The 24120-nt window shown below is 50.9% G+C and carries 15 protein-coding genes; 9 read left to right on the top strand and 6 right to left on the bottom strand.

The features are described from left to right. Positions 1-14: 14 nt before the first annotated feature. Together putP and rarD are read right to left on the bottom strand one after the other, a co-directional pair. Positions 15-1526, bottom strand: a complete 1512-nt coding sequence (putP, locus tag EDC56_RS04900) for a sodium/proline symporter PutP (RefSeq protein WP_123711367.1) — start codon at positions 1524-1526, stop codon at positions 15-17. Between the two features lie 168 nt (positions 1527-1694). Then, positions 1695-2591 carry an EamA family transporter RarD gene (rarD, locus tag EDC56_RS04895; protein ID WP_123711366.1) on the bottom strand — a complete coding sequence of 299 codons (897 nt, stop codon included), beginning with the start codon at positions 2589-2591 and terminating at the stop codon, positions 1695-1697. Positions 2592-3013: 422 nt separating this feature from the next. Here rarD and EDC56_RS04890 point away from each other — a divergent pair, with 422 nt between their 5' ends. The 4 genes from EDC56_RS04890 to EDC56_RS04875 all read left to right on the top strand — a co-directional run bounded on the left by EDC56_RS04890 (position 3014) and on the right by EDC56_RS04875 (position 8494). Beyond that, the gene (locus tag EDC56_RS04890; protein ID WP_123711365.1) at positions 3014-3421 is read left to right on the top strand and encodes a hypothetical protein; all 408 of its coding nucleotides are present in this window, start codon (positions 3014-3016) and stop codon (positions 3419-3421) included. A 1103-nt stretch (positions 3422-4524) separates the two neighbouring features. Continuing rightward, positions 4525-5511: a porin gene (locus EDC56_RS04885; RefSeq protein ID WP_162844079.1), complete on the top strand. Its 987-nt coding sequence runs from the start codon at positions 4525-4527 to the stop codon at positions 5509-5511. 203 nt (positions 5512-5714) lie between these two features. Continuing rightward, positions 5715-6806 (top strand): ethylbenzene dehydrogenase-related protein, encoded by a 1092-nt coding sequence (locus EDC56_RS04880; RefSeq protein ID WP_162844078.1) that lies wholly within the window; start codon positions 5715-5717, stop codon positions 6804-6806. Further along, entirely contained in the window at positions 6803-8494 is a 1692-nt protein-coding gene (locus EDC56_RS04875; RefSeq protein WP_123711362.1) for an NADPH oxidase family protein, read from the top strand. The genes EDC56_RS04880 and EDC56_RS04875 overlap by 4 nt, the downstream gene beginning before the upstream one ends. Positions 8495-8573: 79 nt before the next feature. Here the strand turns inward: EDC56_RS04875 and EDC56_RS04870 are convergent, their stop codons facing one another. Continuing rightward, positions 8574-10748 (bottom strand): malate synthase G, encoded by a 2175-nt coding sequence (locus tag EDC56_RS04870; protein WP_123711361.1) that lies wholly within the window; start codon positions 10746-10748, stop codon positions 8574-8576. Positions 10749-11076: 328 nt separating this feature from the next. Continuing rightward, positions 11077-12546: a M48 family metalloprotease gene (locus EDC56_RS04860; protein WP_123711359.1), complete on the bottom strand. Its 1470-nt coding sequence runs from the start codon at positions 12544-12546 to the stop codon at positions 11077-11079. A 217-nt stretch (positions 12547-12763) separates the two neighbouring features. On the opposite strand from EDC56_RS04860, the gene EDC56_RS04855 reads away from it, so the two are divergent. From EDC56_RS04855 to aceF, 5 genes are all read left to right on the top strand, one after another. Next, positions 12764-12982: a sulfurtransferase TusA family protein gene (locus EDC56_RS04855; RefSeq protein ID WP_123711781.1), complete on the top strand. Its 219-nt coding sequence runs from the start codon at positions 12764-12766 to the stop codon at positions 12980-12982. 76 nt (positions 12983-13058) lie between these two features. After that, positions 13059-14138 (top strand): AI-2E family transporter, encoded by a 1080-nt coding sequence (locus EDC56_RS04850; protein ID WP_123711358.1) that lies wholly within the window; start codon positions 13059-13061, stop codon positions 14136-14138. 21 nt (positions 14139-14159) lie between these two features. Beyond that, positions 14160-17045, top strand: a complete 2886-nt coding sequence (locus EDC56_RS04845; protein WP_123711357.1) for an insulinase family protein — start codon at positions 14160-14162, stop codon at positions 17043-17045. A gap of 724 nt (positions 17046-17769) precedes the next feature. Then, positions 17770-20409 (top strand): pyruvate dehydrogenase (acetyl-transferring), homodimeric type, encoded by a 2640-nt coding sequence (aceE, locus tag EDC56_RS04840; RefSeq protein ID WP_123711356.1) that lies wholly within the window; start codon positions 17770-17772, stop codon positions 20407-20409. 89 nt (positions 20410-20498) lie between these two features. After that, positions 20499-22427, top strand: coding sequence for a pyruvate dehydrogenase complex dihydrolipoyllysine-residue acetyltransferase (gene aceF, locus EDC56_RS04835; protein WP_123711355.1), 1929 nt, complete (start codon positions 20499-20501; stop codon positions 22425-22427). 68 nt (positions 22428-22495) lie between these two features. On the opposite strand, the gene EDC56_RS04830 is transcribed toward aceF, so the two are convergent. Together EDC56_RS04830 and EDC56_RS04825 are read right to left on the bottom strand one after the other, a co-directional pair. Then, complete coding sequence (locus tag EDC56_RS04830; protein ID WP_123711354.1) at positions 22496-23278, bottom strand: VPLPA-CTERM sorting domain-containing protein; 783 nt, start codon at positions 23276-23278, stop codon at positions 22496-22498. A 195-nt stretch (positions 23279-23473) separates the two neighbouring features. Continuing rightward, complete coding sequence (locus EDC56_RS04825; RefSeq protein WP_123711353.1) at positions 23474-24070, bottom strand: LysE family translocator; 597 nt, start codon at positions 24068-24070, stop codon at positions 23474-23476. Positions 24071-24120 lie beyond the last annotated feature (50 nt).

The following is a 24120-nucleotide window of genomic DNA, read 5'->3' as shown; positions in this document are numbered from 1 at the left end:
AAGGCAATTATTGTTTATTTTTTATGGCAGGCGTTGAGGGCAGCGTCGTACTCTAAGTGGAGCTCGTCGAGACTGTTACCGTTACCGAATTTCGAGAAGATCACGATGCAGAGTCCACTGACAATAAAGCCGGGAACGATGGAGTACAGAGCAAAGATACCGCCTAGGTTGCTGAGGTTGGTCCAGATAATTACCGTTGCAGCCCCACTGATCATGCCGGCGAGGGCACCGTTGCGAGTCATGTTACGCCAGAATAATGAGCCGATGATGACACTGCCGAAGGCGGCGCCCAACCCAGCCCAAGCGTTAGCAACGAGTGCTAAGATGGAGCTCTTTGGATCGAAGGCAATGATTAAGGCAACACCGGCGACAGCGATAAGTACTAAGCGGCCGACCCATAGCAGTTCCTTAGAGGTTGCGTTAGGGCGCAATAGACCGTGGTAAACATCCTCGGCTAACGAGCTGGCAGCGACGAGAAGCTGTGATGAGATGGTGCTCATTGACGCAGAGAGTACTGCAGCGACGATGCCACCGGTGACGAAGGGATGAAGCAGGGCATTACTCAGTGCTAGCAGTGACGTTGAGGCTCGCTCAAGCGGTGCCCCATGCGACTGGAAATAGGCCAGTGCGGCGAGGCCCGTTAGCATCGCACCGTACATGGCGAGGATCATCCAGCTCATACAGATGAAGCGTGCCTTAGGCACCTCTCGTACTGACTTTAGTGCCATAAAACGGATGATCACGTGGGGCTGTCCACAGTAGCCTAATCCCCAGGCCATCAGTGAGATGACGCCCATAGCGGTCATGCCAGCAAAAATATTGAGACTGTCTGGGTTGTACTGCTCTGCGAGCGCCATAGTCTCAGAGTAGCCGCCCATACTTGAGATGGCGGCAAAGGGGACAAGGAGGATGGCAACAAACATCAGGCAGCCCTGGAAAAAGTCGATCCAAGCGACGGCGAGAAAGCCGCCAATAACAGAATAAAGCACAACGATGAGGCCGCCCATTATTAGGCCATCGGTATAGTCTATGCCATATTGTTTGAAGGCCGCCTCTAGGGCAACGGCCATGGCGACGAAACCGGAGGCGGTATAAACGGCATAGAAGATTAAGATGACGACGGCGGTGGCAATGCGTAGCCAGCCTTTTTGATCTTTAAAGCGGTTATGAAAATAGGAGGGAATAGTGAGTGAGTCTTTGAACTGCTCTGTGAAGACCCTCAGCCGTGGGGCAATCAGGGTCCAGTTGAGGAACTGGCCGATAGCAAGGCCTAAGGGGAGCCATAATTGATTGATACCGTTAATATAAAAGGCGCCAGGAAGAGCGAGTAATAGCCAGCTACTCATGTCAGAGGCGCCGACGGTCAGAGCACCGACGGCACCACCAAGGCTGCGCCCACCGAGCATATAATCTGCGTGACTACTGGTTCGCCGGTAGGCGAAATAGGCTAGGGTGGCGATAATGGCGATGTATAAGATGTAGGGTAATAGGGTAATTAATAGATCGCTCAATTGTATACGCTCCATTTTAGTTATCGTGTATTCATTTCTCGGCGGTAATATAGGTGATATGTGCAGTGAAGCTTTATATACAAAATGTTTAATTTCTAAAAATTTGATCTATATCTCGGCCCAGAGTAAAACTTTATGGACCGTAAAGTCAGGTAATAAGTGGTTTTTGTATTCGCAGGTCAACTATATAGGCCGCAGGCGACGTCTTAATGGTCGTGCTATTGCTTCGAGTGAGCAGAGCAATAGCCCTATCCAGATGAGACTAAAGCTGATCATTTTGACACTGTCGAATAGCTCGCCAAAGACGTAGACAGCGAGAATAAACTGCAGACTAGGCTCGATGTATTGCATAAGGCCAACCATGCTCAGGCTAGTACGGCTAATGGCGAGGGCAAAAATAATGAGCGGTACCAATGTGGCGGGAGCGGCCCCGACGTAGAATAGAAAGGTAGAGAGTCCTGATGACAAGGCGACACTTTGCTGACTCACGTACTGCCAAACCATAAAAATTAAGGCGAAAGGAAGTAAGACCGCAGCCTCGATGGTGACGGAGGTCAGGGCGTCGTAACGAATGTGTTTCTTACATAAGCTGTAGAGCGCAAAGAAACTGCCCATGCAGAGCGATAGCCAGGGAAATTGCCCGTAATGATAGACTTGGTAGCCGATGCCAGCGATGGCAAGGGCGACGGCTAAACGTTGTAGCGAGGAAAGTTGCTCTTTCAAAAACAGAACGCCTAGAGCAATAGATATCAATGGGTTAATAAAGAAGCCAAGGCTGGCAGCCAAGACTTCGCCATGTGTCGTTGCCCAGATGAAGGAGTACCAAGAAACACACATAAGTAGGCTGGCGAGACAGCAAATTATTAATGAGCGCTTATCGGCCAAGATGGTTGCGATGGGGGGCAGCGGGCGGCGCAACAGTCCCATGAATAGCAGCATACAAGGAATAGAAAAAATAATACGCAGCGCGAGTAGTTCGTTGACATCGGCCTGTGGTAGTTGATGGTAATACAGCGGCAGCAACCCCCAAACAAGAAAGGAAAGCGCGGCGAGAAAATTACCAGTGCGAGATGTTTGCATCGTAAGCCTAGTGCGTTGTGGTCAAAAAGGTGTCGTAGGAAGTGACGGCGCCTGGAGTTCGTGGTGCCTTTCGGTAGATTAACAGAGCTCTAGAATGCAGTCTGTAGCGGATATCCGAGGGGGTGGCGGGTTCTTAAAAGTACCTGAAGTGTAGGGAAGGGACGCTATCTGCCTAAGTATTAGAGAACACTGTTGGCTATAATTAACGTCTCAGTCTACTATTTGTTGCTGTGTTCGCACATATTGCCTTTATTGGTTGCTGTCGTTTGATTTATAAGCTATTAATTAAGGCTGCATTTATGTACTTTTGTTAATCAGTTGTGTATGCCACGACTCGCTCTTTATGTACTCATTGGTATAAATTGGGCAAGCGCTGGGGAAACCCTCAGTCCTTATAATCGATAGAATTAAGGTAAGAAGTTATGAGCTTGAAAAAAAATCTAATCGCCGTTGCTATTATTAGTACTGCTTTAGGGCTGAGTGCCTGTTCAAGCGATGATAACGCTGTTGACGACGTGAAGGAGGCGGCTAAAACGACCGCTGCTGAAGTCAGTGATGCAGCAAGCGCTACTGCTGATAAAGTCGGTGATGCTGCGGATACGGCAGCAGACCACGCTGGCGATGCCTATGACAGCGCCAAAGAAGCTGCAGGTGATGCGAAAGACTCTGTTGTTGAAAGTACTCAGAATGCCGTTGATGCGACGAAAGATGCTGCTGGAGACGCTAAGGATTCGGCTGCTGCTAAGCTAGAGCAGGCAAAGGAATCTGCAGCTGAAAAATCTGATGAGGCGAGCAAGAAACTGGAAAGCCTCAAGCCTGCAGGCGAGTAATTAGCGTTTCCATTTTGGGTCGTACCATGGATTGGGTGTGACCTAAAATTATCGTATCGACGGTTTATCCTCTTTCACCTGATCATGTTCTAGTGTGTCCTATATGCGCGTTGACGATGTCATTGATCGTTCACTGCCTTCGCGTACCTCTATTGTTGCTTTGAAGTAGGCGGTAAAAAGGATCAGCGAGCGGAATTGGCCCGCCCCTCTAAGCGCAGCTATAAGTGATACTTAGGCATTACGGCGCTTTTTCAGGCTTGATAATGCAAGCAGTGCAGAGCCAAACATCCAAGCAGAAGCAGGTAGCGGTACTTCAGAGGTCTCAACTTGAAGTAGGAAGTCCTTACTTTCGAAAGCGGCGAGTGACTGACCGCTTAAGAAGTGTAGCTCGATGCTATCGGCAGTGAAGCTATAATCAACGTCGCCGTCCCAGCCGTTATTGATGATGGAAAGCCCTGTAATATCACTGCCATAGTTGAGTCGTTGAAGAGGTAGTCAAAGCGAACGGTGCTGTTGGCACCATCAAAATTTGAGGTTATGTTTAGCAGCAGGTTATTAGCATCAAAGTCGGCGGTAATTGTTAGGAAGTTGCTGGCGTCATTGATGAACTCAGTGCCGTCATCGCCGTCATCGCCGACTGCGCTGGTTAAGCTATCGTTGGTAACAGGGTTATTGAAACCGTATAGATTCCGCTCTGATAATTTTTGATAACAAGTTGTTGTCGAAAATAGGCGCTATCTTAGTTTTGGTGGGTGTATTGTTTTTGATGGGGATAATATCTATATCGGCGTTGTGTTTGATTTTTTTAAACAGGTGTTTTTTCCGCCTTTGTTTTGATCTTATTGTGTTGTTTTATGTTGTATTTATTGGTTTTAGTTACTGATTTGTCGTTTTTGTAATATTTTTTAAATGTATTTTTGCGTCGCCTCTGCTTTTTATAATCATCGGAAGAAATGATATCGGAGAGAGGTCTGGAATGAGTCGTCCGACATAAAATCGATTAAACGAGAGTTGTTATCATTATCATTCGCATGTAGTATGCCGTCCCAATAAGGAAGGGGCTCGGTTGAGCCTTATTGGTTTAGAGTGCAATGGAGGGTGCTATGCCGCGTGTATCAGGGGCGATTGCCGCTACGACTTTATCTTGTCTATTTTTATCGGCTACAGCAAACGCGCTAGGTCCGATAGATGGGAAGGTATATGGTCGTTTGAATGTAACCTACCAGTATGAGGATAATGCAGATAGTGATGGGGTCTGGAAGTTAGAAAATAATTCTTCTCGACTTGGCTTTAAAGGTGAAACAGCTATTGATAGCGGACTTAATATTCTCTATCAGCTCGAGTTTGGGGTCGAAGTTGATGATGGTGAAAAGGATGGTGACACGTTTTCTCAACGCGACATTTTTCTTGGTCTTGAAGGAAGCTGGGGGCAGCTAAAAGCGGGACGCTTGACGATACCATTTAAGCAGGCCAAAGGTGATTTTGATCGCTTTAATGACTTACAAGGTGAATTAGGCAAAATCATCGACGGTGAAAACCGTCTTAGCAACACCTTGCAATATGCCAGTCCAGAGTTACTCACTGGTCTCGTTGCTAAGCTGGCTGTAATTCCCGGTGAAGGAGAGGGTGATGAGGATGATGCGGCGGACGCTGCCTCAGCATCGCTTGTGTATAAGCGAGAACAGTTATATTTAGCACTGGCTGTTAATAATAATATCAAGCAGCAGGATCAGTTGCGGCTAGTGACTACTTGGCACTGGGGGGCTCTGGGAGAGGGCTTATTTAGTGTCGGAGCGCTCTATCAACATTCGAAAGGCCATGATGACGATTTTCGTTATATTGACGGAAAAGATGAAGCCGACGCCTATGGTGGCAGTGCTGTTTATGCGTTAAGGAAAAACAGCGTTAAGGTGCAGTATATTGTCAGTGATCGCTCGGCTCGTATGAGTGACTCAAGCCAGTTCTCTGTTGCGTTAGATCATCAGCTTGGTGAACGATCCGTCCTTTACACTTATTATGCAGATCGTAAAGCAGATGAAAGAGAGTATGAGACTCGTTACTTGGCCGTCGGGTTAAAGCACAGCTTTTAAATTGAGAGCCCATTTCGTCTTTTTTTTGCGTTAATAAAGTAGGCGATTAGTTAGTGTTTTTTTAGCTTTATCGTATGAGCTTAAAGTGTGAGGTATATTTTATTTGGTTTGGTTTGGTTTGGTTTGGTTTGGTTTGGTTTGGTTTTTTGTTTTTTTTGGTTGGTTGTTGTTTCTATGTGCTAATGATGGATAGGGAGATTGTTATGAAAAAAATAAAAGGGAATAATGTTATTTTAGGACGACAGTGGTTGCGTGGTGTTGTTTTTATTACGGGATTAAATTGTGCTTTTTCAGTGGCTAATGCGGCGTCAGGTATGGCGGTGGAAAGTGTTCTTACTCCAGCACCTGTCGTGGTAGACGGTGTAGAGGATAAGCAGTGGGCACTGGCTACACCTTTAAAGGTCGTGTTGAATGAGCTTCCTTACGAGCCGAACAATGGCTATAAGGGCTTGATGGAAACCGAACTTGAGGTGCGAAGTTTGTATGATGAGGAGTATATTTATTTTCTTTATCGCTGGTACGATCCGACGGAGAGCTTGGCTCGTTTTCCGTGGGAAAAGGCTGCGGATGGCAGCTGGAAGCACCTCGAAAATAAAGATAGTACGTTGCATGAAAATACTTATTATGAAGATAAGCTTTCAGTTTATTGGGATATTAATCAACGTGGATTTATCAAGAAAGGCTGCGATAAATCCTGTCATATGGTGGAGGATGGCTTGCTGGAGGGGGTAAAAGATACCTCGGCAGGTCGTCACTACACACTAAAAGATACTGAGACGCTGGATGAATGGCAGTGGAAGGGTATTCGTACTAACCCGAATTATCAGATGGACGATGGCTTTGTAGATAATGAGCATGAGACTAATGGCAAGTGGGGGCGTCATCCAGATGATAGTGCAGGTGGTGGTTATTATAACAACACCAACGACACAGAGTTCCCGGCTTGGGTGAACGGTGAGACGAAAGAGCCCGCACCTTACTGGGTGATGGAGGCAGCTAAGCAGGCCTTTGTCGACACCTTTCAGCCCGGTGATCGTATTGGCGGCGTTGTGACCGCGCCACACACTGCATCACGCGCCGACGTCAACGCTAAAGGCGTCTGGAAAGATGATCACTGGCAGCTGGAGGTAAAGCGTAAGCGTATCACCAATTATAAAAATAGTGCTCGTCAAGATATACAGTTTAATGACTTGGCAAAGCCTTATTATTTTGGTGTAACAGCCTTTGATAACAGTCAGATTAATCACCTCTATCATAAGAAGTCTATTAAACTAACGTTTAAGCAAGGCTCGTGAAAGAGTCGTTAGAGCTGCAAGAGAAGACGCCGAGAGGCGGTCTCTCTTCTCTGGGCTTGCAGACCCGTTTAACATTGTTTTATTTAGGGCAGAAATACCGCCCTTGGTTAGCCTTTCCCTGGTTGTTGCTATTGGCTGTGGCGTTGTTGAGCCAGTTCTATCTTGGCTATAGATATAACTCGAACGACACAACTAACATCTACCTTCAGTTGGCTCGCGGCTGTTCATATACCTTACTATTAGTATTGTGCCTGTTGTGGCTGCCGGTGATGCGGCATGGTTTGGCGGCGCTATGGCGCTCAAGGTGGGCGTCATGGCTACCGCTGGAGCAGGCAAAAAATGTCCATCGTTGGCTGGGGCATTTGATGATGGCGGGCGCCATGGTGCACGGTGCTTGCTATTTGCTGTATTTCAACACACTGGATGCGCCCTTCATGGATGTGTTATTCGGTACTGAGTCGGACGTCGTACGGTCTATGCGAACGACTATGTACGAGTTTGTCAGTGAGGATGAGAGCATTGATGATGTGATTGATTGGATTGATCAAGGGCGGCCGGAGCAGATGTTTCACGATGTAATTCGGCCAATTATGAAGGAGGATTGTACTAAGTGTCACAGTGCGAGTTCGACTATGACCTACGCTATTCCCTCATTGCCACTCAGTTACTTTGACGATGTTGTGGCGCTGAGTCAGCGCGGTATCTATTCGCGACAATTCCGCATCAACGTCTGCGGCTTATTGATGCTGCTGATGTTGCTACCGCTGTGGTTCACTTCGTTAGCGGTGATGCGTCGGCGCCAACATCATGTCTTTCAAAACATCCATCGACTAGGCTATCTGATGGTGGTGTTGGCGCTGCTACATATCCCCCGGTACAACTGGTTGTTGGTGCCGGCTATTATTTTGGCGCTGGAATACTTCTTATCACACTATGTGCGCATTTATCGAGGCTGCCATGCTCGTATGGTGAGAGTCAGTGAGGGGATGCTGCGCCTTGAGATGCAGCGGCCAGATGGCTTTGTTATCGAGCCTGGTCACTATTTGCAATTACGTGTGCCGAAACTAGGGCGCTATGAATGGCATGACTTCTCGTTGACGGGCGGTCGCGAAGGTGACGATGTGATCGTGCTGAAAATCAAGGCCCAGGGTGATTGGAGCGACGCGCTTTATGACCAGTTAGGCAATGATGGGCGTGCAGAGCTGGATGTCGATATCAGGGGGCCGTTCGCGAGCCCGGCAGCGCGTCCAACGAGGCGCAGGGAGCCTATCCTGATGGTGGCGGGGGGGATCGGTATAACACCGTTCTTGGGCTTGTTGTATACGATGCTGTTTGACTCGGTGAAGAGGCGGCCGTTCCATTTGGTCTGGGTACTACGTGATGGCAAGTTGCTTGAGTGGCTAGAGCCTTTCTTAAGCTCACCGCTTATTGCTGGCGGCCGGATTCATCTGTTTTTAACTCAGGATGAAGGGGCTGATGCATTACCGGCTTGGTTGCAGCAGCAAGATGTTCATGGTGATAGGGTGGTGTTTTATCAGCACCGGCCGGATCTTGAGCGCCTCTTTAGCGATGTCTCTGAAGAGTTAGAACGACCTCATTGTTTCGTCTGTGGTCCGGAAGAGATGACACGTGCAGTCGCGGCACAGTGTCGAAAGCGGGGTTGGGTGATGAGTATCGAGCGGTTTTAGTTGTTTGCAATAGCCCATTAGGCACAGGTATAAAAAACCCAGCATCTCGCTGGGTTTTTTATCTTCGGCTTATAAAGCGCTATTGCGCGAGGCTGGCTTTAAGCTCTTGGCGCTTTTTGTGCAGCACGGGCTCGGTATAGCCGCTGGGTTGCGCGCGGCCTTGTAGCACTAGTTCGACAGCTGCGGCAAAGGCAATGCTCTTGTCGTACTCTGGCGCCATATTGATGTAATCGTCGTCGTTGGCATTTTGCCCATCGACAACGGCGGCCATCCGGCGCATAACCGACATCACCTGCTCCTCGGTGCAGAGGCCGTGGTGCAGCCAGTTGGCAATATGCTGGCTAGAGATGCGTAGTGTGGCGCGATCTTCCATCAGTCCGACGTTGTTGATGTCCGGGACCTTTGAGCAGCCGACGCCCTGATTAACCCAGCGTACGACGTAGCCGAGAATACCCTGGGCGTTGTTTTCAAGCTCGGTGATGATGTTGTTGCTCGAGAGCTCTTGGTCGCCAAGTAGCGGGATCGTGAGGATATCATCGACGCTGGCGCGTTGGCGTTGCTTGAGTTCTTCCTGGCGACTCGGTACATCTACCTGATGGTAGTGCAGTGCGTGCAATGTCGCGGCTGTTGGCGAGGGGACCCAAGCGGTGTTGGCGCCAGCAAGCGGGTGGCCGATCTTGGCTTGCATCATGTCGGCCATGTTATCGGGAACGGGCCACATGCCTTTGCCTATCTGTGCGCGACCTTGTAGGCCGCAGGCGAGCCCGAGATCGACGTTTTGATCTTCGTAGGCGCCAATCCAGGTCATGGTCTTCAGCTGACCTTTAGGGGCAAACGGACCTGCTTCCATCGAGGTGTGAATTTCGTCGCCAGTGCGGTCGAGGAAGCCGGTGTTGATAAAGACAACGCGATCCTTGGCGGCACGGATGCACTCCTTAAGGTTGACCGAGGTGCGTCGCTCCTCATCCATGATGCCCATCTTGATGGTGAAGCGGGGTAGCTTAAGTGCATCTTCGACGCGCCCGAAGAGCTCGTTGGCGAAGGCAACCTCTTCCGGGCCGTGCATTTTGGGTTTGACGATGTTGATGGAGGCGGCGGTGGAGTTACGCAGCGGGCCGGTTCCTTTGAGGTCGTGTAGCGCGATGAGGCAGGTGATCATGGCATCCATGATGCCTTCAGGTACCTCGCGACCGTCTTTGTCGAGTATCGCGGGGTTGGTCATTAAGTGACCAACGTTACGGATAAATAGCATGCTCCGCCCCTTGAGGCTGAGATCACTGCCGTCCGCAGCCGTGTATTGGCGATCGGCATTGAGGCTGCGGGTAATAGACTTTCCACCCTTGTTGACCGTTTCGGTTAAGTTGCCCTGCATTAGGCCGAGCCAGTTACGGTAGGCAAGTGCCTTGTCTTCGGCATCGACGGCGGCGACAGAGTCTTCACAATCCATGATGGTGGTGATGGCTGACTCGACCAAGATGTCGCTTACACCCGCTCTATCGGCCTGGCCGATGGGGGTTGCAGCGTTGATCTGGATCTCGAGATGCAAATTGTGGTGCTTGATGAGGATAGCACTGGGTGTAGAGGCGTCGCCTTGGTAGCCAACGAATAAGCGGGGATCTGCCAGTTCACTCTGTTTGTCACCAAGCTCGACGATGAGCTTACCATCGGCCACTCGGTAGGCAGTGACGTCGGCGTGGGAACCGTTGGCAAGAGGTGCGCTCTGGTCGAGTAAGTCTCGGCCATAGGCGATGGCTTTGGCGCCGCGAACCGGGTTGTAGGCTTTCGTTTTTTCAGCGCCATCGGCCTCGGAGAGGACGTCGGTACCATAGAGCGCGTCGTAGAGGCTACCCCAGCGCGCGTTGGCGGCATTCAGTGCGAAGCGGGCGTTCATAATCGGTACCACCAGCTGTGGTCCGGCCTGCACGGCAATCTCGGGCTCGACACTGCTGGTGTTGATGGTGAACTCCGGCCCTTCTTCGACCAAGTAGCCGATTTCGGTAAGGAAGCGCTTATAGTTGGCGGGGTCGATGTTGTTGACCCCTTGTTGCTGGTGCCACTGGTCGATCTGCTGCTGTAGCTGGTCGCGCTTGGCAAGTAGTGCACGATTCTTAGGGGCTAGATCATTGAGGACAGATTCAAACTCGCTCCAGAAGGTATCGACGTCGATGCCGGTACCTGCAACGATGTCGTCAGCAACAAGCTGATAGATTTCTTGGGCTATTTGTAGCCCGCCTTTTTGGATACGTTCCGACATAGTTTGACCTTCTTAAAAATGTAGTGCGATTACGGCGCAGTGATAACGGTAAGCTCGGTTTAATCATTGGCGAGGTTAGCGATTATTTTATTCTTGCAGCTCACCATTTAGAAGCGTGATGCCTCTGATGCGCGCTATAGACTGCATGAATAATGCCTGTATCTTCGCCCTTTGTAGGTGATTATACATAGCTGTTAGTGGCTGACCAGAAAAACCTAACGACACGGTCAGTTTTTGTTTGCGATGGTACTGACTGTTGATTACCAAGCCTGGCTTGTGTCGCCAGGTTTGGCGGGGCATATCGGCGGCGGCGTCAGCTGTATAATGACTATTTAAGCTTCAGACGTTGTTTCCAGGCTTCGATGTCGCGCAGGCGCTGCTGGATGATCTCGGTCTGTAGGTAATCGCCTTCGACTAATTTTAAAGCATAGTGCAGATGGCGGACGGCGGCCTCAGGGTTGCCCGATAGCAGGAAGTATTCGGCGCGAGCAGTGTGTACCGATTTGATGTCGCCGACTAGGCCGTCGACCTCGGCAAGCTGAAACCAAATGCTGGGCTGGTTGGGACGTAACTCGGATAGCTTCAGCCAAATTGCACGCGCACCTTTGATATCCTTCGTCTTCTGCAATAGCTTGGCGTAGCTTTGCATCAGCGGGTAGTTATCGGGGTTTGTTTTCAGCAGGTCCTCTAGCAGGCTCTTTGCCTTTGCTGTCTGCCCTCGAGCGCTGAGTAACTTAGTTTTGGCGAGCTGAAAAGGGATGTTGTTGGGGTGTTGATCGAGTAGTGGCTGCAGTGTCTGTTCTGCCTGTGAGTAAAGGCCCGCGTCTGTTTGCGCTATAGCGAGGCCGTAACGGTTGGCTTGCTGCATGGTTCCTTTGCTGCTCTCCAGCGCAGCCTGAAAGTTTTTAATGGCTGTCTGTGGATTCTTCTCATAGCGAATTTTCACCCTCGCTTGCACGATGGCGTAATCGAGAGAGTTGACTTCGCCTCCTTTTGGATAGCGGTCGGCACGCATTTTGGCGTCGGCAATACGTGATTCGGTCAGTGGGTGAGTCAGTAAGAACTCGGGCATATGGCTGCCGTAGTAACGGCTGGCGCGCTGCATCTCCTCAAACATTCTCGATGATTGGCGGGGGTCTAGACCGGCGCCGACCATGGTCTTCATGCCAATACGGTCGGCCTCTTGCTCATTCTGGCGAGAGAAGCGCAGTTGGTTTTGTATGGACGCGGCCTGGGTCGCGGCCATGGCCGCGATACCTGCATCGCTGCCGGTGGTCGCGGCGAGCACCAGCCCGGCTAGTAGTCCCGCCATGGTTGGGATGGTGGCGTTTTTCTGTGACTCGATGCCGCGCTCGAAGTGGTGCTGGCTCAAGTGAGCTAGTTCGTGACTGAGGATCGAGGCCAGCTGCGCCTCATTCTTGGCGCTGAGGAAAATGCCGTCTTGTACGCCAACGACGCCGCCAGTCAGGGCGAAGGCGTTGAGTGTAGGGTTGCTGACTACGATTAGTTGAATGCGTCGATCACTGAGCTGGCTGTGCTGCGCTAAGCGGTAGGTGAGGTGCTCCAGGTAATCGAAGATGATAGGGTCATCGACCGTTGGCACTTGGGCACGGTAGGCCATTAACCAGGCATGCCCCAGCTCGTACTTGTAGTCATCGGAGAGCATTGTGCCGCTCGCCCCGCCCAGTGTCGGTAGATTGAGGTCGATAGGTTGTGCTCTCACGTCGAGGCTCAAGCAGGCGAGTAGTGTGATGCAGGTGCTTGCCGCTGTGATTTTTTTCAATGAGAATCTATGCATAATGCTTCTTTTGACTGTTCGACAGATAGACTTAAGTGACTCTAGCAGAGTCCCTATAGGTTGCCGTAACCGGTTAAATCAAGGATGGCAGCCTGTAAACGACTAAATTGTTGACCGTGACGACTGAGACACAGCTTTTCTATGCTAGCATGCGGTTGTTTTATTTATCTATATTTAGAGTGCCTCGCGATAGTGCATCTTGTTCATGGAGTTATCGATGTTAGAAATAGACGCTAGGGGGTTGGCTTGTCCAATGCCTTTACTCAAGGCGAAGAAGGGGCTCAATAGTATTGACAGCGGTGAGCGGGTGAAAGTTCGCAGTACCGATGCAGGTTCATGGCGTGACTTTGCTGCGTTTACAGAGCAGAGCGGTCATCGTCTAATTAGCGCCTTCGATGAGGGCGGTGAGTTTACCTACGTTATAGAAAAGAAGTAGCGCAGGCGACGCGAGGTTGTTACAGCTCTGTTGCCCAGATTAAACCTGCTGATGCGGGATGTTAGGGACGAATACCATGTTTAGTGTTTTTACCAAATGGCTTGATTCATTGTTTGCCGATGAGGAGGCGATACTACTCCTTCTAATTATCGCTGGTGCGTTGGCGTTGATTGTGGGCTTGAGCCATATATTGGCGCCGGTCATTACCAGTGTCGTGCTAGCTTATTTGCTGGATGGCTTGATCGTAAAGTTGCGTGCGTGGCGGGTGCCTGCGGGGCCAGCTCTGGTCATTGCCTTTAGTTTGTTTTTGGCGGCCTGTGCAGCGCTTACTCTAGTCATCATGCCGATGGTCTGGAAGCAGGCGGTATCATTATTCCAGGAGCTGCCACATATGGTTGGCAAGGGGCAGTTACTGTTGACGGAGTTGCACCAGCGCTACCCAGAGCTGATTACCGAGGAGCAGTTCCACAGCGTTGTCTCTAGTGTCGCTAGTGAACTGACCGGGCTTGGGCAGTTGTTGCTCTCTTTTTCACTGAGTAACTTACTGAATATAGTGGCGCTATCAGTATACGCAGTGCTGGTGCCGATCTTGATATTCTTTATGCTCAAGGATAAGAGGATGTTGTTGGGCTGGTTTGCGGGCTTTCTGCCTGAAAACAGGCCGATGATGCGACGTATATGGGAAGAGATGGATGAGCAAGTCGCCAATTACATCCGCGGTAAAGTAATTGAAATTGTGGTCGTGGGCGGAGTGACATTTATTGCCTTCTCCATTATGGGGCTGAACTATGCTGCTTTGTTGGCTCTGTTGGTGGGGTTGTCGGTATTGATCCCCTATATTGGCGCGGCGGTGGTGACAGTGCCGGTGACCATTATTGCCTATCTACAGTGGGGCCCAACCAGTGAATTTATCTGGTTGTTTGTTGTCTATGCCATTATCCAGGCGCTCGATGGCAATATCTTGGTTCCGTTACTATTTTCCGAGGCCGTGAACCTGCATCCCGTGGCAATAATTCTCGCGGTGCTGTTCTTTGGTAGCTTCTGGGGCCTGTGGGGCGTGTTTTTTGCCATCCCGCTGGCGACTTTGGTGAAGGCGTTGATTAATGCCTGGCCGCGCGCTAAGACTCCTTGCGAGAGTCCAAATTTATCATCTTAATTATCTGAAAGAGAATGGTTTATGGCTGTAAAGCGATTGAACACGGCGGTGACGACGTGGGTAACATTGATACTGACGACTTTTTTATTAGTAGCTTGTGGCTCCAATGGCCTCGGTGGCGGCAGTGTTGAGGTTGTAAAAAGCCCTAACGATAGCCGTGACTACCGTTACCTGCAGCTCGATAATGGGCTTAAAGTCTTACTGATTTCGGACCCAACAACGGATAAATCGGCGGCTGCACTCGATGTGGAAGTGGGCTCGGCACAAGATCCGAAAGATCGAGAGGGGCTGGCGCACTTTTTGGAGCACATGCTGTTTCTCGGAACGGATAAGTACCCGAAACCGGAAGCTTATCAAGCCTATATCAGTGCCCACGGTGGCAGTCATAATGCCTTTACCGCGTTTGAGAATACCAATTACTTTTTCGATGTGGAACCGGATTACCTTCCGGGCGCCCTCGATCGTTTCTCTCGTTTCTTTGTTGCACCATTATTCACTGAGGCCTACGTAGAGCGTGAGAAAAACGCGGTCTATTCGGAGTATAAGGCCAAGCTCAAAAATGAGTTTCGCCGAGGCTACGACGTTTTCAAGCAGGAGCTGAACCCTGAGCACCCGATGGCAAAATTCTCTGTCGGCGACCTAAAGACTCTCGCCGATCGCAAGACGGCCGATGGTGGGGAAGACAAGGTTCGTGATGATTTGTTGAAGTTTTACGCTCAGCACTACTCTGCGAATGTGATGACACTGGCTGTTTTGGGGCGAGAGAATCTCGATCAGTTGGAGCAGATGGTGCGACAGCGCTTTGCTGAAGTCCCCAGCCGGAAGGTGCCGAGCAATAAGATTGAGCAGCCACTGTTTGCCAAAGGTAAACTGCCCGGCTTGTTACAGATCGAGCCGTTGCGAGACGTCCGCAGCTTGAGCTTTGCCTTCGCGATGCCGAGCCAACGTGATCATTATCACAGTAAGCCTGAGCTATTTATTGGCGATGTTTTGGGACACGAGGGTGAGGGTAGCCTGTTGCAGTATTTGAAACAGCAGGGGCTAGCCGAGGGTTTGAGTGCTGGCAGTGGCATGGATTATAACGGCGGCGCGTTATTCAACATCAATGTTAGCCTCACAGCCAAGGGCGAGCAGCAGTGGCCGTTGGTGGCGAAGGCGGTCTATCAGACGATTAACGGCATGCGCGCTGAAGAGGTCACCAAGGCAGCCTTTGAAGAGCAGCAGCGTTTGATGGATATACGTTTTCGTTTCCAGGAGAAGCGGGGGGCGATGTCGACAGTGAGTAGCTTGGCAGGTCTGATGCAGCTGTACGCACCGTCGGATATCTTGGCGGGTAGTTACCTGCTAGATGAGTTTAAACCGCGCCGTACCGCTGAGCTGTTGGACTATCTCCGTCCGGAGAAGGCGTTGTTGACGTTGACCAGTAAGTCGGCCAAAACGGATAAGGTGACGGTGCTCTATGACACCCCTTACAGCTATCAGAAAATTGATGCTGCAACCTTGCAGAGCTGGCAGCAGGCCGGCACTAATCAAGCGATTACGTTACCCGCTAAGAACCAATTTATTGCTGAGGACTTTACCTTACTCAACGCTAAGGCAGCGGCGCAGCCACCGCGCTTGATCGGAGATGACCCGCGCTATCAGCTTTGGTTCGGTGTCGATCAGGAGTTCCGTATTCCGAAAGGGGTGCTCAGGGCGACGATGAAGAGCGAGTCGGTGCAGCAGTCACCGGCAGCGGTAGTGAAGCTGTTATTATTGGCGGCGATGACTGAGGAGTCGTTGAACAGCTATAGCTATCCTGCGGCATTGGCCGGTCTGCAGTTCTCCGTTGCTGCGAGTAATCGTGGCCTAGATTTGTCAGTGAGCGGCTATACCGATAAGCAGTCATTGTTACTCGGCGAGGTGCTAGATGGGCTGACGGCCGACTCTTACGATGAGCAGCGCTTTGCCGACGTCAAGGATGAGTTGCGCCGAGGTTGGTTGAATGTGGCGCATCAGCCACCGTATCGACGTTTGGTGTCGGAGCTTAATCGTAGCTTGTTGGCAACCAATTGGAGTGAGCAGCAGTTATTGGCAGCATTGGGTCAAATTAAGCTCGCCGATGTCATTCACTATCGACAGCAGTTTCTCTCCAGGGTGAACCTGGAAGTCTTTGCCTATGGCAACTATACCGCTGATCAGGCGGAAGGGTACGCCAACATGATCGCCGACCGCTTAGCGGTCAAGCCGGGCGCGCGGGGTGAACTGGCGGTTACAGAACTGCCTGAAGGGAAGAATTGGTACCGTGACGTCGAGGTGAAGCACAACGATGCAGCGGGCCTACTGTATCTACAGGGGCGCAATGATAGCTATCAGGAGCGGGCGTTAATGGGGGTGACGGCACAGTTGCTGAAATCACCGTTTTACAGTTCGCTGCGTACTGAGCAGCAGCTCGGCTATATTGTTTATGGCGCGCCGAAGGTGACGGTGAAAGTCCCTGGTTTACTGCTGTTGGTGCAGTCACCCTCCGTCAGCCCGAGCAAGATCGAAGTGGAGACGGTGAAGTTTCTTCAGGGCTTTGCTGATCGAGTGGCTGCAGAGGGTGTGTCAGCTTTCGAGCGACAGCGTCAGGCGCTAGTATCCGCGGTAGCTAAGGCGCCGGAAAATCTATCTGAGCAGGCACAAATCTATTGGCAGCAGATAGAGCTAGGTAATAGCGCATTCGATACGCGAGAGCAGTTGATTAAGGCAATCGAGGGCGTGCAGCTTGACGATTGGCTGGCATTCTATCGTCAGCGTTTTGGTGGCAGCATTGAGCGCAGCCTCTGGTTGCAGACAAAGTCACAGCAGGCGCCGTTACTGCAGGCTAAGCCCATTGTTGATATCGATCGCTTCAAGTCGCAACAGCGTCAGTTTCATTACCGTTAAGTGGTTGTGCGCGACATCGTCCGGTGTCGCGCGATAAAATAATTTCTCTCCGTCTTCTTTGCCGTAAAGCTTGTGGCAATAGCGTTTTTCCTGTCCCGGGTCATGGTCAATTAAACCAATCGGGCTAAATTACAACTCGGCCATCCATACAGCTGTTTACTGATTCAACAGCTGTTGCGTGCGCTGTAGTAATACTACAGATAAGGCGTAGGGGGTTACATCAAACCTTCATTATCTGATTAAACGTTTGAAAAATAAGTTTACTCGCACGATGTTTTAGCCGAAAACTTTCGTCTCGAAAGTCTCACTAACAACTCTTAAACGTTTGTTTAGTGACCTTAAGTTACGGTGATACAAGGGGTTTAGGACATAGTAAACGCTCTCAGATATTGATTATGGGGAGGGAATATGTAAAAATTTTACAGTCTGCTAAATTCTTCTGTGAGTTTTGTCTCTTACAATACTGTCGTGAATCAGCTGTTTTTTTTCTGGGGCTGTCGTGTGCAAGTTTGAGCTCGCCTCAAGGAAGGTTAGAGGGCCGCTGATTCAACAGAATTTAGCGTTCACGCCTATAATGAGAAAACCAGTTTTATAGGCGGCTTAATACTAGGTGAATCTAAATGCTCTTAGGCGGCCCGTTATCAGGGGCTGGCTTATCATTAGTGATCGGGACAGAGGCGACCCCTCATTGCGATCACCATCCAATATATTTTAGGGGTTTTACATGCAGGATCATGATCCTATCGAAACGCGCGAGTGGCTAGATGCTCTCGACTCAGTAATTGATAACGCCGGCAACGAGCGAACGTCATTTCTTCTGAATCAATTATCAGAGCGCGCTTCGGATGTTGGTGTTCAGCTTCCTTCAGCGATCACCACGCCTTACCGTAATACTATCTTGCCGACTGCAGAGAAGCGCATGCCGGGAGACTTGTTCGTCGAGCGACGCATCCGCTCAATGATTCGCTGGAATGCTCTGGCCATGGTAATGCGTGCCAACGACAACGATGAAGGGCTGGGTGGACACATCTCTAGCTTCTCTTCTTCTGCGACGTTGTACGATGTAGGCTTCAACTATTTCTTCAAGGGTGGCGAGAAGGCCGACCTTGTGTTCTATCAGGGCCATACTGCCCCTGGTGTTTATGCACGCTCATACTTAGAGGGTCGCATCAGCGAGGACCAGCTAGATAACTTCCGTCGTGAAGTTGATGGCGAGGGTCTCTCTTCATACCCACACCCTTGGTTGATGCCTGATTACTGGCAGTTCCCAACCGTATCTATGGGTTTGGGTCCGATTCAGGCGATCTATCAAGCCCACGTTATGAAGTACCAAGATAAGCGTGGCTTGGTTGACCAAACAGATCGTAAGGTTTGGGCTTTCCTAGGTGACGGCGAGTGTGACGAGCCAGAATCGCTTGGCGCTATCTCTCTTGCGGGCCGTGAAAAACTCGATAATCTGATTTTTGTAGTGAACTGTAACCTACAGCGCCTCGACGGCCCTGTGCGCGGTAACGGCAAGATCATGCAGGAACTAGAGGGTGTCTTCCGCGGTGCAGGATGGAATGTCATCAAGGTCGTCTGGGGACGTCACTGGGATGCACTGCTAGAGAAAGATACTACCGGCCTGCTGCAGAAGCGCATGGACGAAGTGTGTGACGGTGAGTTGCAGAACTATAAGGCCAACGGCGGTGCTTATACCCGTCAGCACTTCTTCGGTAAGTACCCTGAGCTACTCGAACTAGTGAAGGACCTAACCGACGACGATATCATGTATTTGAATCGCGGTGGTCACGATCCTTATAAAGTTTACGCGGCCTATGCTAACGCCACTGAGCACAAGGGGCAGCCAACCGTTGTCTTGGCGCAGACGGTCAAAGGCTACGGTACTGGCCCATCAGGCGAAGCACAGAACGAGACGCACTCGCTGAAGAAGCTGGATATGGAGTCGTTGAAGGGCTTCCGTACGCGCTTTAATATTCCGCTAAGTGATGATGAGTTAGTCAACGTCCCTTACTACCGTCCTGCGCCAGATAGCCCAGAGATGGTCTACATGCGCAAGCGTCGTGAAGAGCTAGGCGGCCAGATTCCTGCGCGTAACCCAGACTTCGAAGCACTTAAGGTACCTAGCCTTGATGCATTCAAAGCACAATTGAAGGGTTCTGGTAAGCGTGAAATCTCTACGACCATGTCCTTCGTTCGTAACTTGTCGACTTTGACCAAGGATAAGAACATCGGTCAGCGTATTGTGCCTATCGTTCCTGATGAGGCGCGTACCTTCGGTATGGAAGGCATGTTCCGTCAGTTGGGTATCTACTCGTCAGTCGGCCAGAAGTACACGCCACACGATCACGATCAGATCATGTTCTACAAGGAAGATGAGACGGGTCAGATCCTAGAAGAAGGTATCAACGAAGCGGGCGCGACCTCAGCTTGGTTGGCGGCGGCGACATCTTACAGCACCTCGAACTACCCGATGGTGCCTTACTATGTTTTCTACTCCATGTTTGGCTTCCAGCGTGTCATGGATCTGATCTGGGCGGCGGGCGACTCTCAGGCGCGCGGTTTCCTTATCGGCGCTACGGCAGGTCGCACCACGTTGAATGGTGAAGGCCTACAGCATCAGGATGGCCATAGCCATCTGATGGCGAACATGATTCCGAACTGTATTTCCTATGATCCGACTTACGCACACGAGCTTGCAGTCATTATGCAAGACGGTCTCAAGCGCATGTACCAGGACAAGGAGAACGTCTTCTACTACTTGACCGTGATGAACGAGAACTACACTCACCCAGAGATGATCGCGGGCAGTGAAGAGGGCATTATCAAGGGTATCTACAAGCTGAAGGAAAGCGATGGCAAGAACAAGCTACGCGTTCAGCTGATGGGCTCAGGCACTATCTTGCGTGAAGTGGAAGCTGCTGCCGAACTACTCGCTGCAGATTGGGATGTCGACGCCGATGTCTGGAGCGTGACCTCTGCTAATATGCTACGCCGCGATGGTCTAGCTTGTGAGCGTTGGAACATGCTGCACCCAGAAAGTGATGAGCGCGTGCCTTACATTACTGAGCAGCTAGCGGCAACAGAGGGGCCAATTATCGGTGCTACCGATTACATGAAGTCCTATTTGAACCAGCTGCTACCCTTTATGCCACGTCGCTTCGCCCAGCTGGGTACCGACGGCTTCGGTCGCTCTGACACACGCCAGAAGCTACGCCACTTCTTCGAAGTGAATCGTGAGTTTGTGGTAATCAAGGCACTTAAGGCCCTAGCTGATGAGGGCGCGATTAAGCGTTCAGTCGTGACTAAGGCGATTAAGAAGTACGGTATTGACCCTGAAAAAATCGATCCAACAAGCTGTTAATTACGCCTTGATAGCAGTTGTGCAAGAGGCTTGAGTAAGCCTCTTGCGATGAAAAATCATCGATCGAATTTTGAATAAAGAAGGTATATATGAGCATTACAACGGTTAAAGTACCGGAAGGTGCCGGCGAAGCAGAAGTTATTGAGATCTGTGTGGCCGTGGGCGATACCGTCGCCGTCGAAGACTCGCTAGTCGTACTCGAGTCAGATAAGGCTTCGATGGAAGTACCGAGTGACGTCGCCGGGGTGATTACTGCCATCGTCGTCAAAGAAGGCGATAATATCAACGAAGGCGACGTGGTTGTCGAAGTGGATGTCGCAGGCGAAGCGGCACAACCAGTGGCAGCGCCTGTCGTAGAGGCGGCTCCCGTCGCCGCGGCCGCGCCGACTGCAGCAGCGCCTGCTGCACCTGCAGCCAGTGTGTCGGAGCAGGTCGTCAATGCCCCCGATATCGGCTCTGATTCTGCAGAAGTCATCGAGTTTTGTGTCGCTGTAGGGGATAGCGTGGAAGAGGGTGACTCTCTTATCGTGCTTGAATCTGACAAGGCGTCGATGGAGATGCCTGCGCCTTTCGCAGGTACCATCGTCTCTTTCAGTGTCAAAGAAGGTGATAGTGTCAGCGAGGGTACAGAAGTTTGTGTCATCGCGAGTGGTGCGGCTCCTGTTGCTGCGGCTCCTGCCGCTGAAGCGGCTCCTGCGCCTGCTGCTGCACCCGCGCCTGTTGCCGCTCCAGCACCTGTTGCTGCGGCCAGCGAGCAAACTTTAGCGGTTCCTGATTTAGGTACCGATGCGGCTGAAATCATCGAAGTATGTATCGCCGTAGGTGACGAGGTTGCCGAGGGTGATTCGCTGATTGTTTTAGAAACCGATAAGGCTTCGATGGAAGTACCGGCCCGTGAAGGCGGTAAGGTGCTATCTATTGCTGTTAAAGAGGGCGACCAAGTCAGCGAAGGTCACGCTATTTGTGTGGTGATGGCCGCAGGTCAGGCCGCCGCTCCGGCTGCTCAGCCGAGCCCGGCAGTCGAGGCGCGTCAACCGCAGCCTGCGGCTGTGCCAGCCCCTAAGGATGAGCCTGTAGCACAGCGTGTTACTGAGCGTCCTAGCGGTAAGGTCTACGCAGGACCGGCAGTGCGCATGTTGGCACGAGAGTTTGGTGTCGATCTTGGCCTTGTCGCCGGCAGTGGTCCTAAGGGGCGTATCGTCAAAGAAGATGTACAAAGCTATGTGAAGAACGCTCTCGTTGAGGCGGCGAAGAAGCCTGCTGCAGCGGCTGCTTCGGGTAGTGGTATTCCCGCTATTCCGGCGCAGGACTTCTCTAAGTTCGGTGACATTGAAAAAGAGAAACTGTCGAAGATTGCTCGTGTTACTGCTGCCAATATGCAGCGTAACTGGCTCAACGTTCCCCACGTGACGCAGTTCGATGATATTGATATTACCGATCTGGAAGACTTCCGTAAGGGCATGAAGGCTGAGGCTGAGAAGAGCGGCGTCAAGCTGACACCGCTGCCGTTTATGGTGAAGGCTTTGGCTCACGCGCTGAAGGCTAATCCGAAGTTCTGTGCCTCTCTCGATGCCGATGGCGAGCACATCGTCTACAAGAAGTATGTACACATTGGTATGGCTGTCGATACTCCGGCTGGTCTGATGGTGCCGGTACTGCGTAACGTCGATCAGAAGAGCATCTATCAGATCTCGACAGAACTTGCCGAACTAGCCGACAAGGCCAAGAACCGTAAGCTTAAGCCCGCTGAGATGCAGGGTGCCTGCTTTACTATCTCGAGCCTCGGTGGCTTGGGTGGTACAGGCTTTACACCGATTGTGAATGCGCCAGAGGTGGGTATTCTCGGTGTCTCTAAGATGACGGTTAAGCCGGTTTGGAATGGCAGTGAGTTCGCACCTCGTAAGATGCTGCCTGTGGCACTGTCTTATGATCACCGTGCCATTAATGGTGGTGATGCGGGACGCTTCCTAACTTACTTCAATCAGTTGCTGAGCGATATCCGTCGCTTGATGCTGTAAAGAATAGGTTACTCTCCACTGAAAAAGCCGCTCCTTTGAGCGGCTTTTTTGTGTTTTAAATAAAGTGATTATTTTTTTCGTTTAAGTCCGGAAAGCCCGAGCAGTGCGGTACCTAGCAGCCATGCAGTGGTGGGCAAAGGGACCTCGCTCACTGAGAGCGTGGCTACCTGGAAATACCCTTCTTGCGGATCTGTATAAATATTATCGGCATGGTAGATGCGTTGATCCGATGGCTCCAGATTGTTGAATGCGATGAGTGCCTCATCGTCTTCAATGATTGCGCTAATGAAAGGCAGGTTGACCATCAGAGCCGCGATACAGCCTTCATCAAAGCAGGGTTGAATATGAGCCTGCATAGTGTTGCTCTCAACGGGAGCTGGTGTGCTGCAGCAGTTAACCTGCGCCCAACCTTGGCTAGATAGTAGTGCTTGGTCACTGAGGTAGACGCTGTGGGAAGGCTCGCCGCCGTACCAGCTGCTGCCGACAGGGGGGGTGTTAAGGTGATCAAAAAAGAAACTGAGCTTATGAGCGTGACTATTGTTGCCGGTTAAATTATAGCGGGAGGATAGTTGTACCCATAAGTTGCCATTGATGCTCTCCCCCGACAGGCTGTTGGAATCGTCAGAGACGGTATAGTTAATTAAAAAGCCGGCGTCACCATTACTGTCGGTAATGTTGTAGGCGGCCATTTTACCATCGACTTCGTAGCTGCTTTGCGGGCTTGTGAGGCTGCCGGTGAAGCTCGCAGGGAGCTCGTTTGTCATAACGGTAGCGGCAAAGCTTGTCGGTATGATGAATAATAGCCCAGTAAGTGCGGCAATTCTTTTAGTAGAATAATAGGTTGTTAACATGGGAGAGTTCCTTCTCGAGTTTGGCTTAGTCTCATCCTTTGTCGCTAGAGGCGCAAGTCATTCAGATAAACTTTACAACAAACTTTGTTGTTATGAGCTATAGGTGGCCTTTTATCAAAGCAGGCGTATTGAACGTGACTACCTTTCATCTCTAAACAGCCAATTCGTTAGCCATTGGTTGTAGCCTCGCTGTGATTATTGGCTGAACAATATCGGGTATAGCGAGAGTAGTAACAGCCCTGCCATGGTGTAATTGAATAACCGGCGACGGTGAATACTGCTCAGTAGCTGTTTTATTTTCTCGCCGAGTAGTGTCCAGGCGAGATTGGAGGGCAGGCAGACTAAGCCAAACACGATGGCGGCAATGACTATCGACGATAGTTCGGTATTCGGCAGGTAGACACTGATAGCGGTGAGAGCCATGGCCCAGGCTTTGGGGTTGACCCACTGAAAGGCGGCGGCTTGAATAATGCTCATCGGCTGATTGTTGCGGTTGTCGGCGTCAAAGGAGCCAATGTTGAGGATTTTGTAGGCGAGGTAGAGCATGTAGCTGACGCTGAGTACCCTTAAAATGTCGTAGCTGGCCGGTACTGCGGCGAAGAGTTGGCTGATACCAAACCCTGTTAATAGCAGCATGCTGACCATGCCGATGCTGATGCCTAGCATGTGCGCTACCGTGCGTCGGCAGCCGAAGTTAGCGCCGGAGGCCATTAGCATTAAGTTGTTGGGGCCCGGTGTGGCGATCGAGATAAAAGCGTAGCCGGTTAGCAGGAGTAGGGCGGAAGCGGTCATCGTGGTCTCATCTTTCTCTGTGTTTGTGATTAAAATTATATGTACTTTTA

This window comes from Sinobacterium caligoides, assembly GCF_003752585.1.
Classification (GTDB): Bacteria; Pseudomonadota; Gammaproteobacteria; order Pseudomonadales; family Sinobacteriaceae; genus Sinobacterium; species Sinobacterium caligoides.
This window is presented reverse-complemented; position numbering and strand designations above follow the sequence as displayed.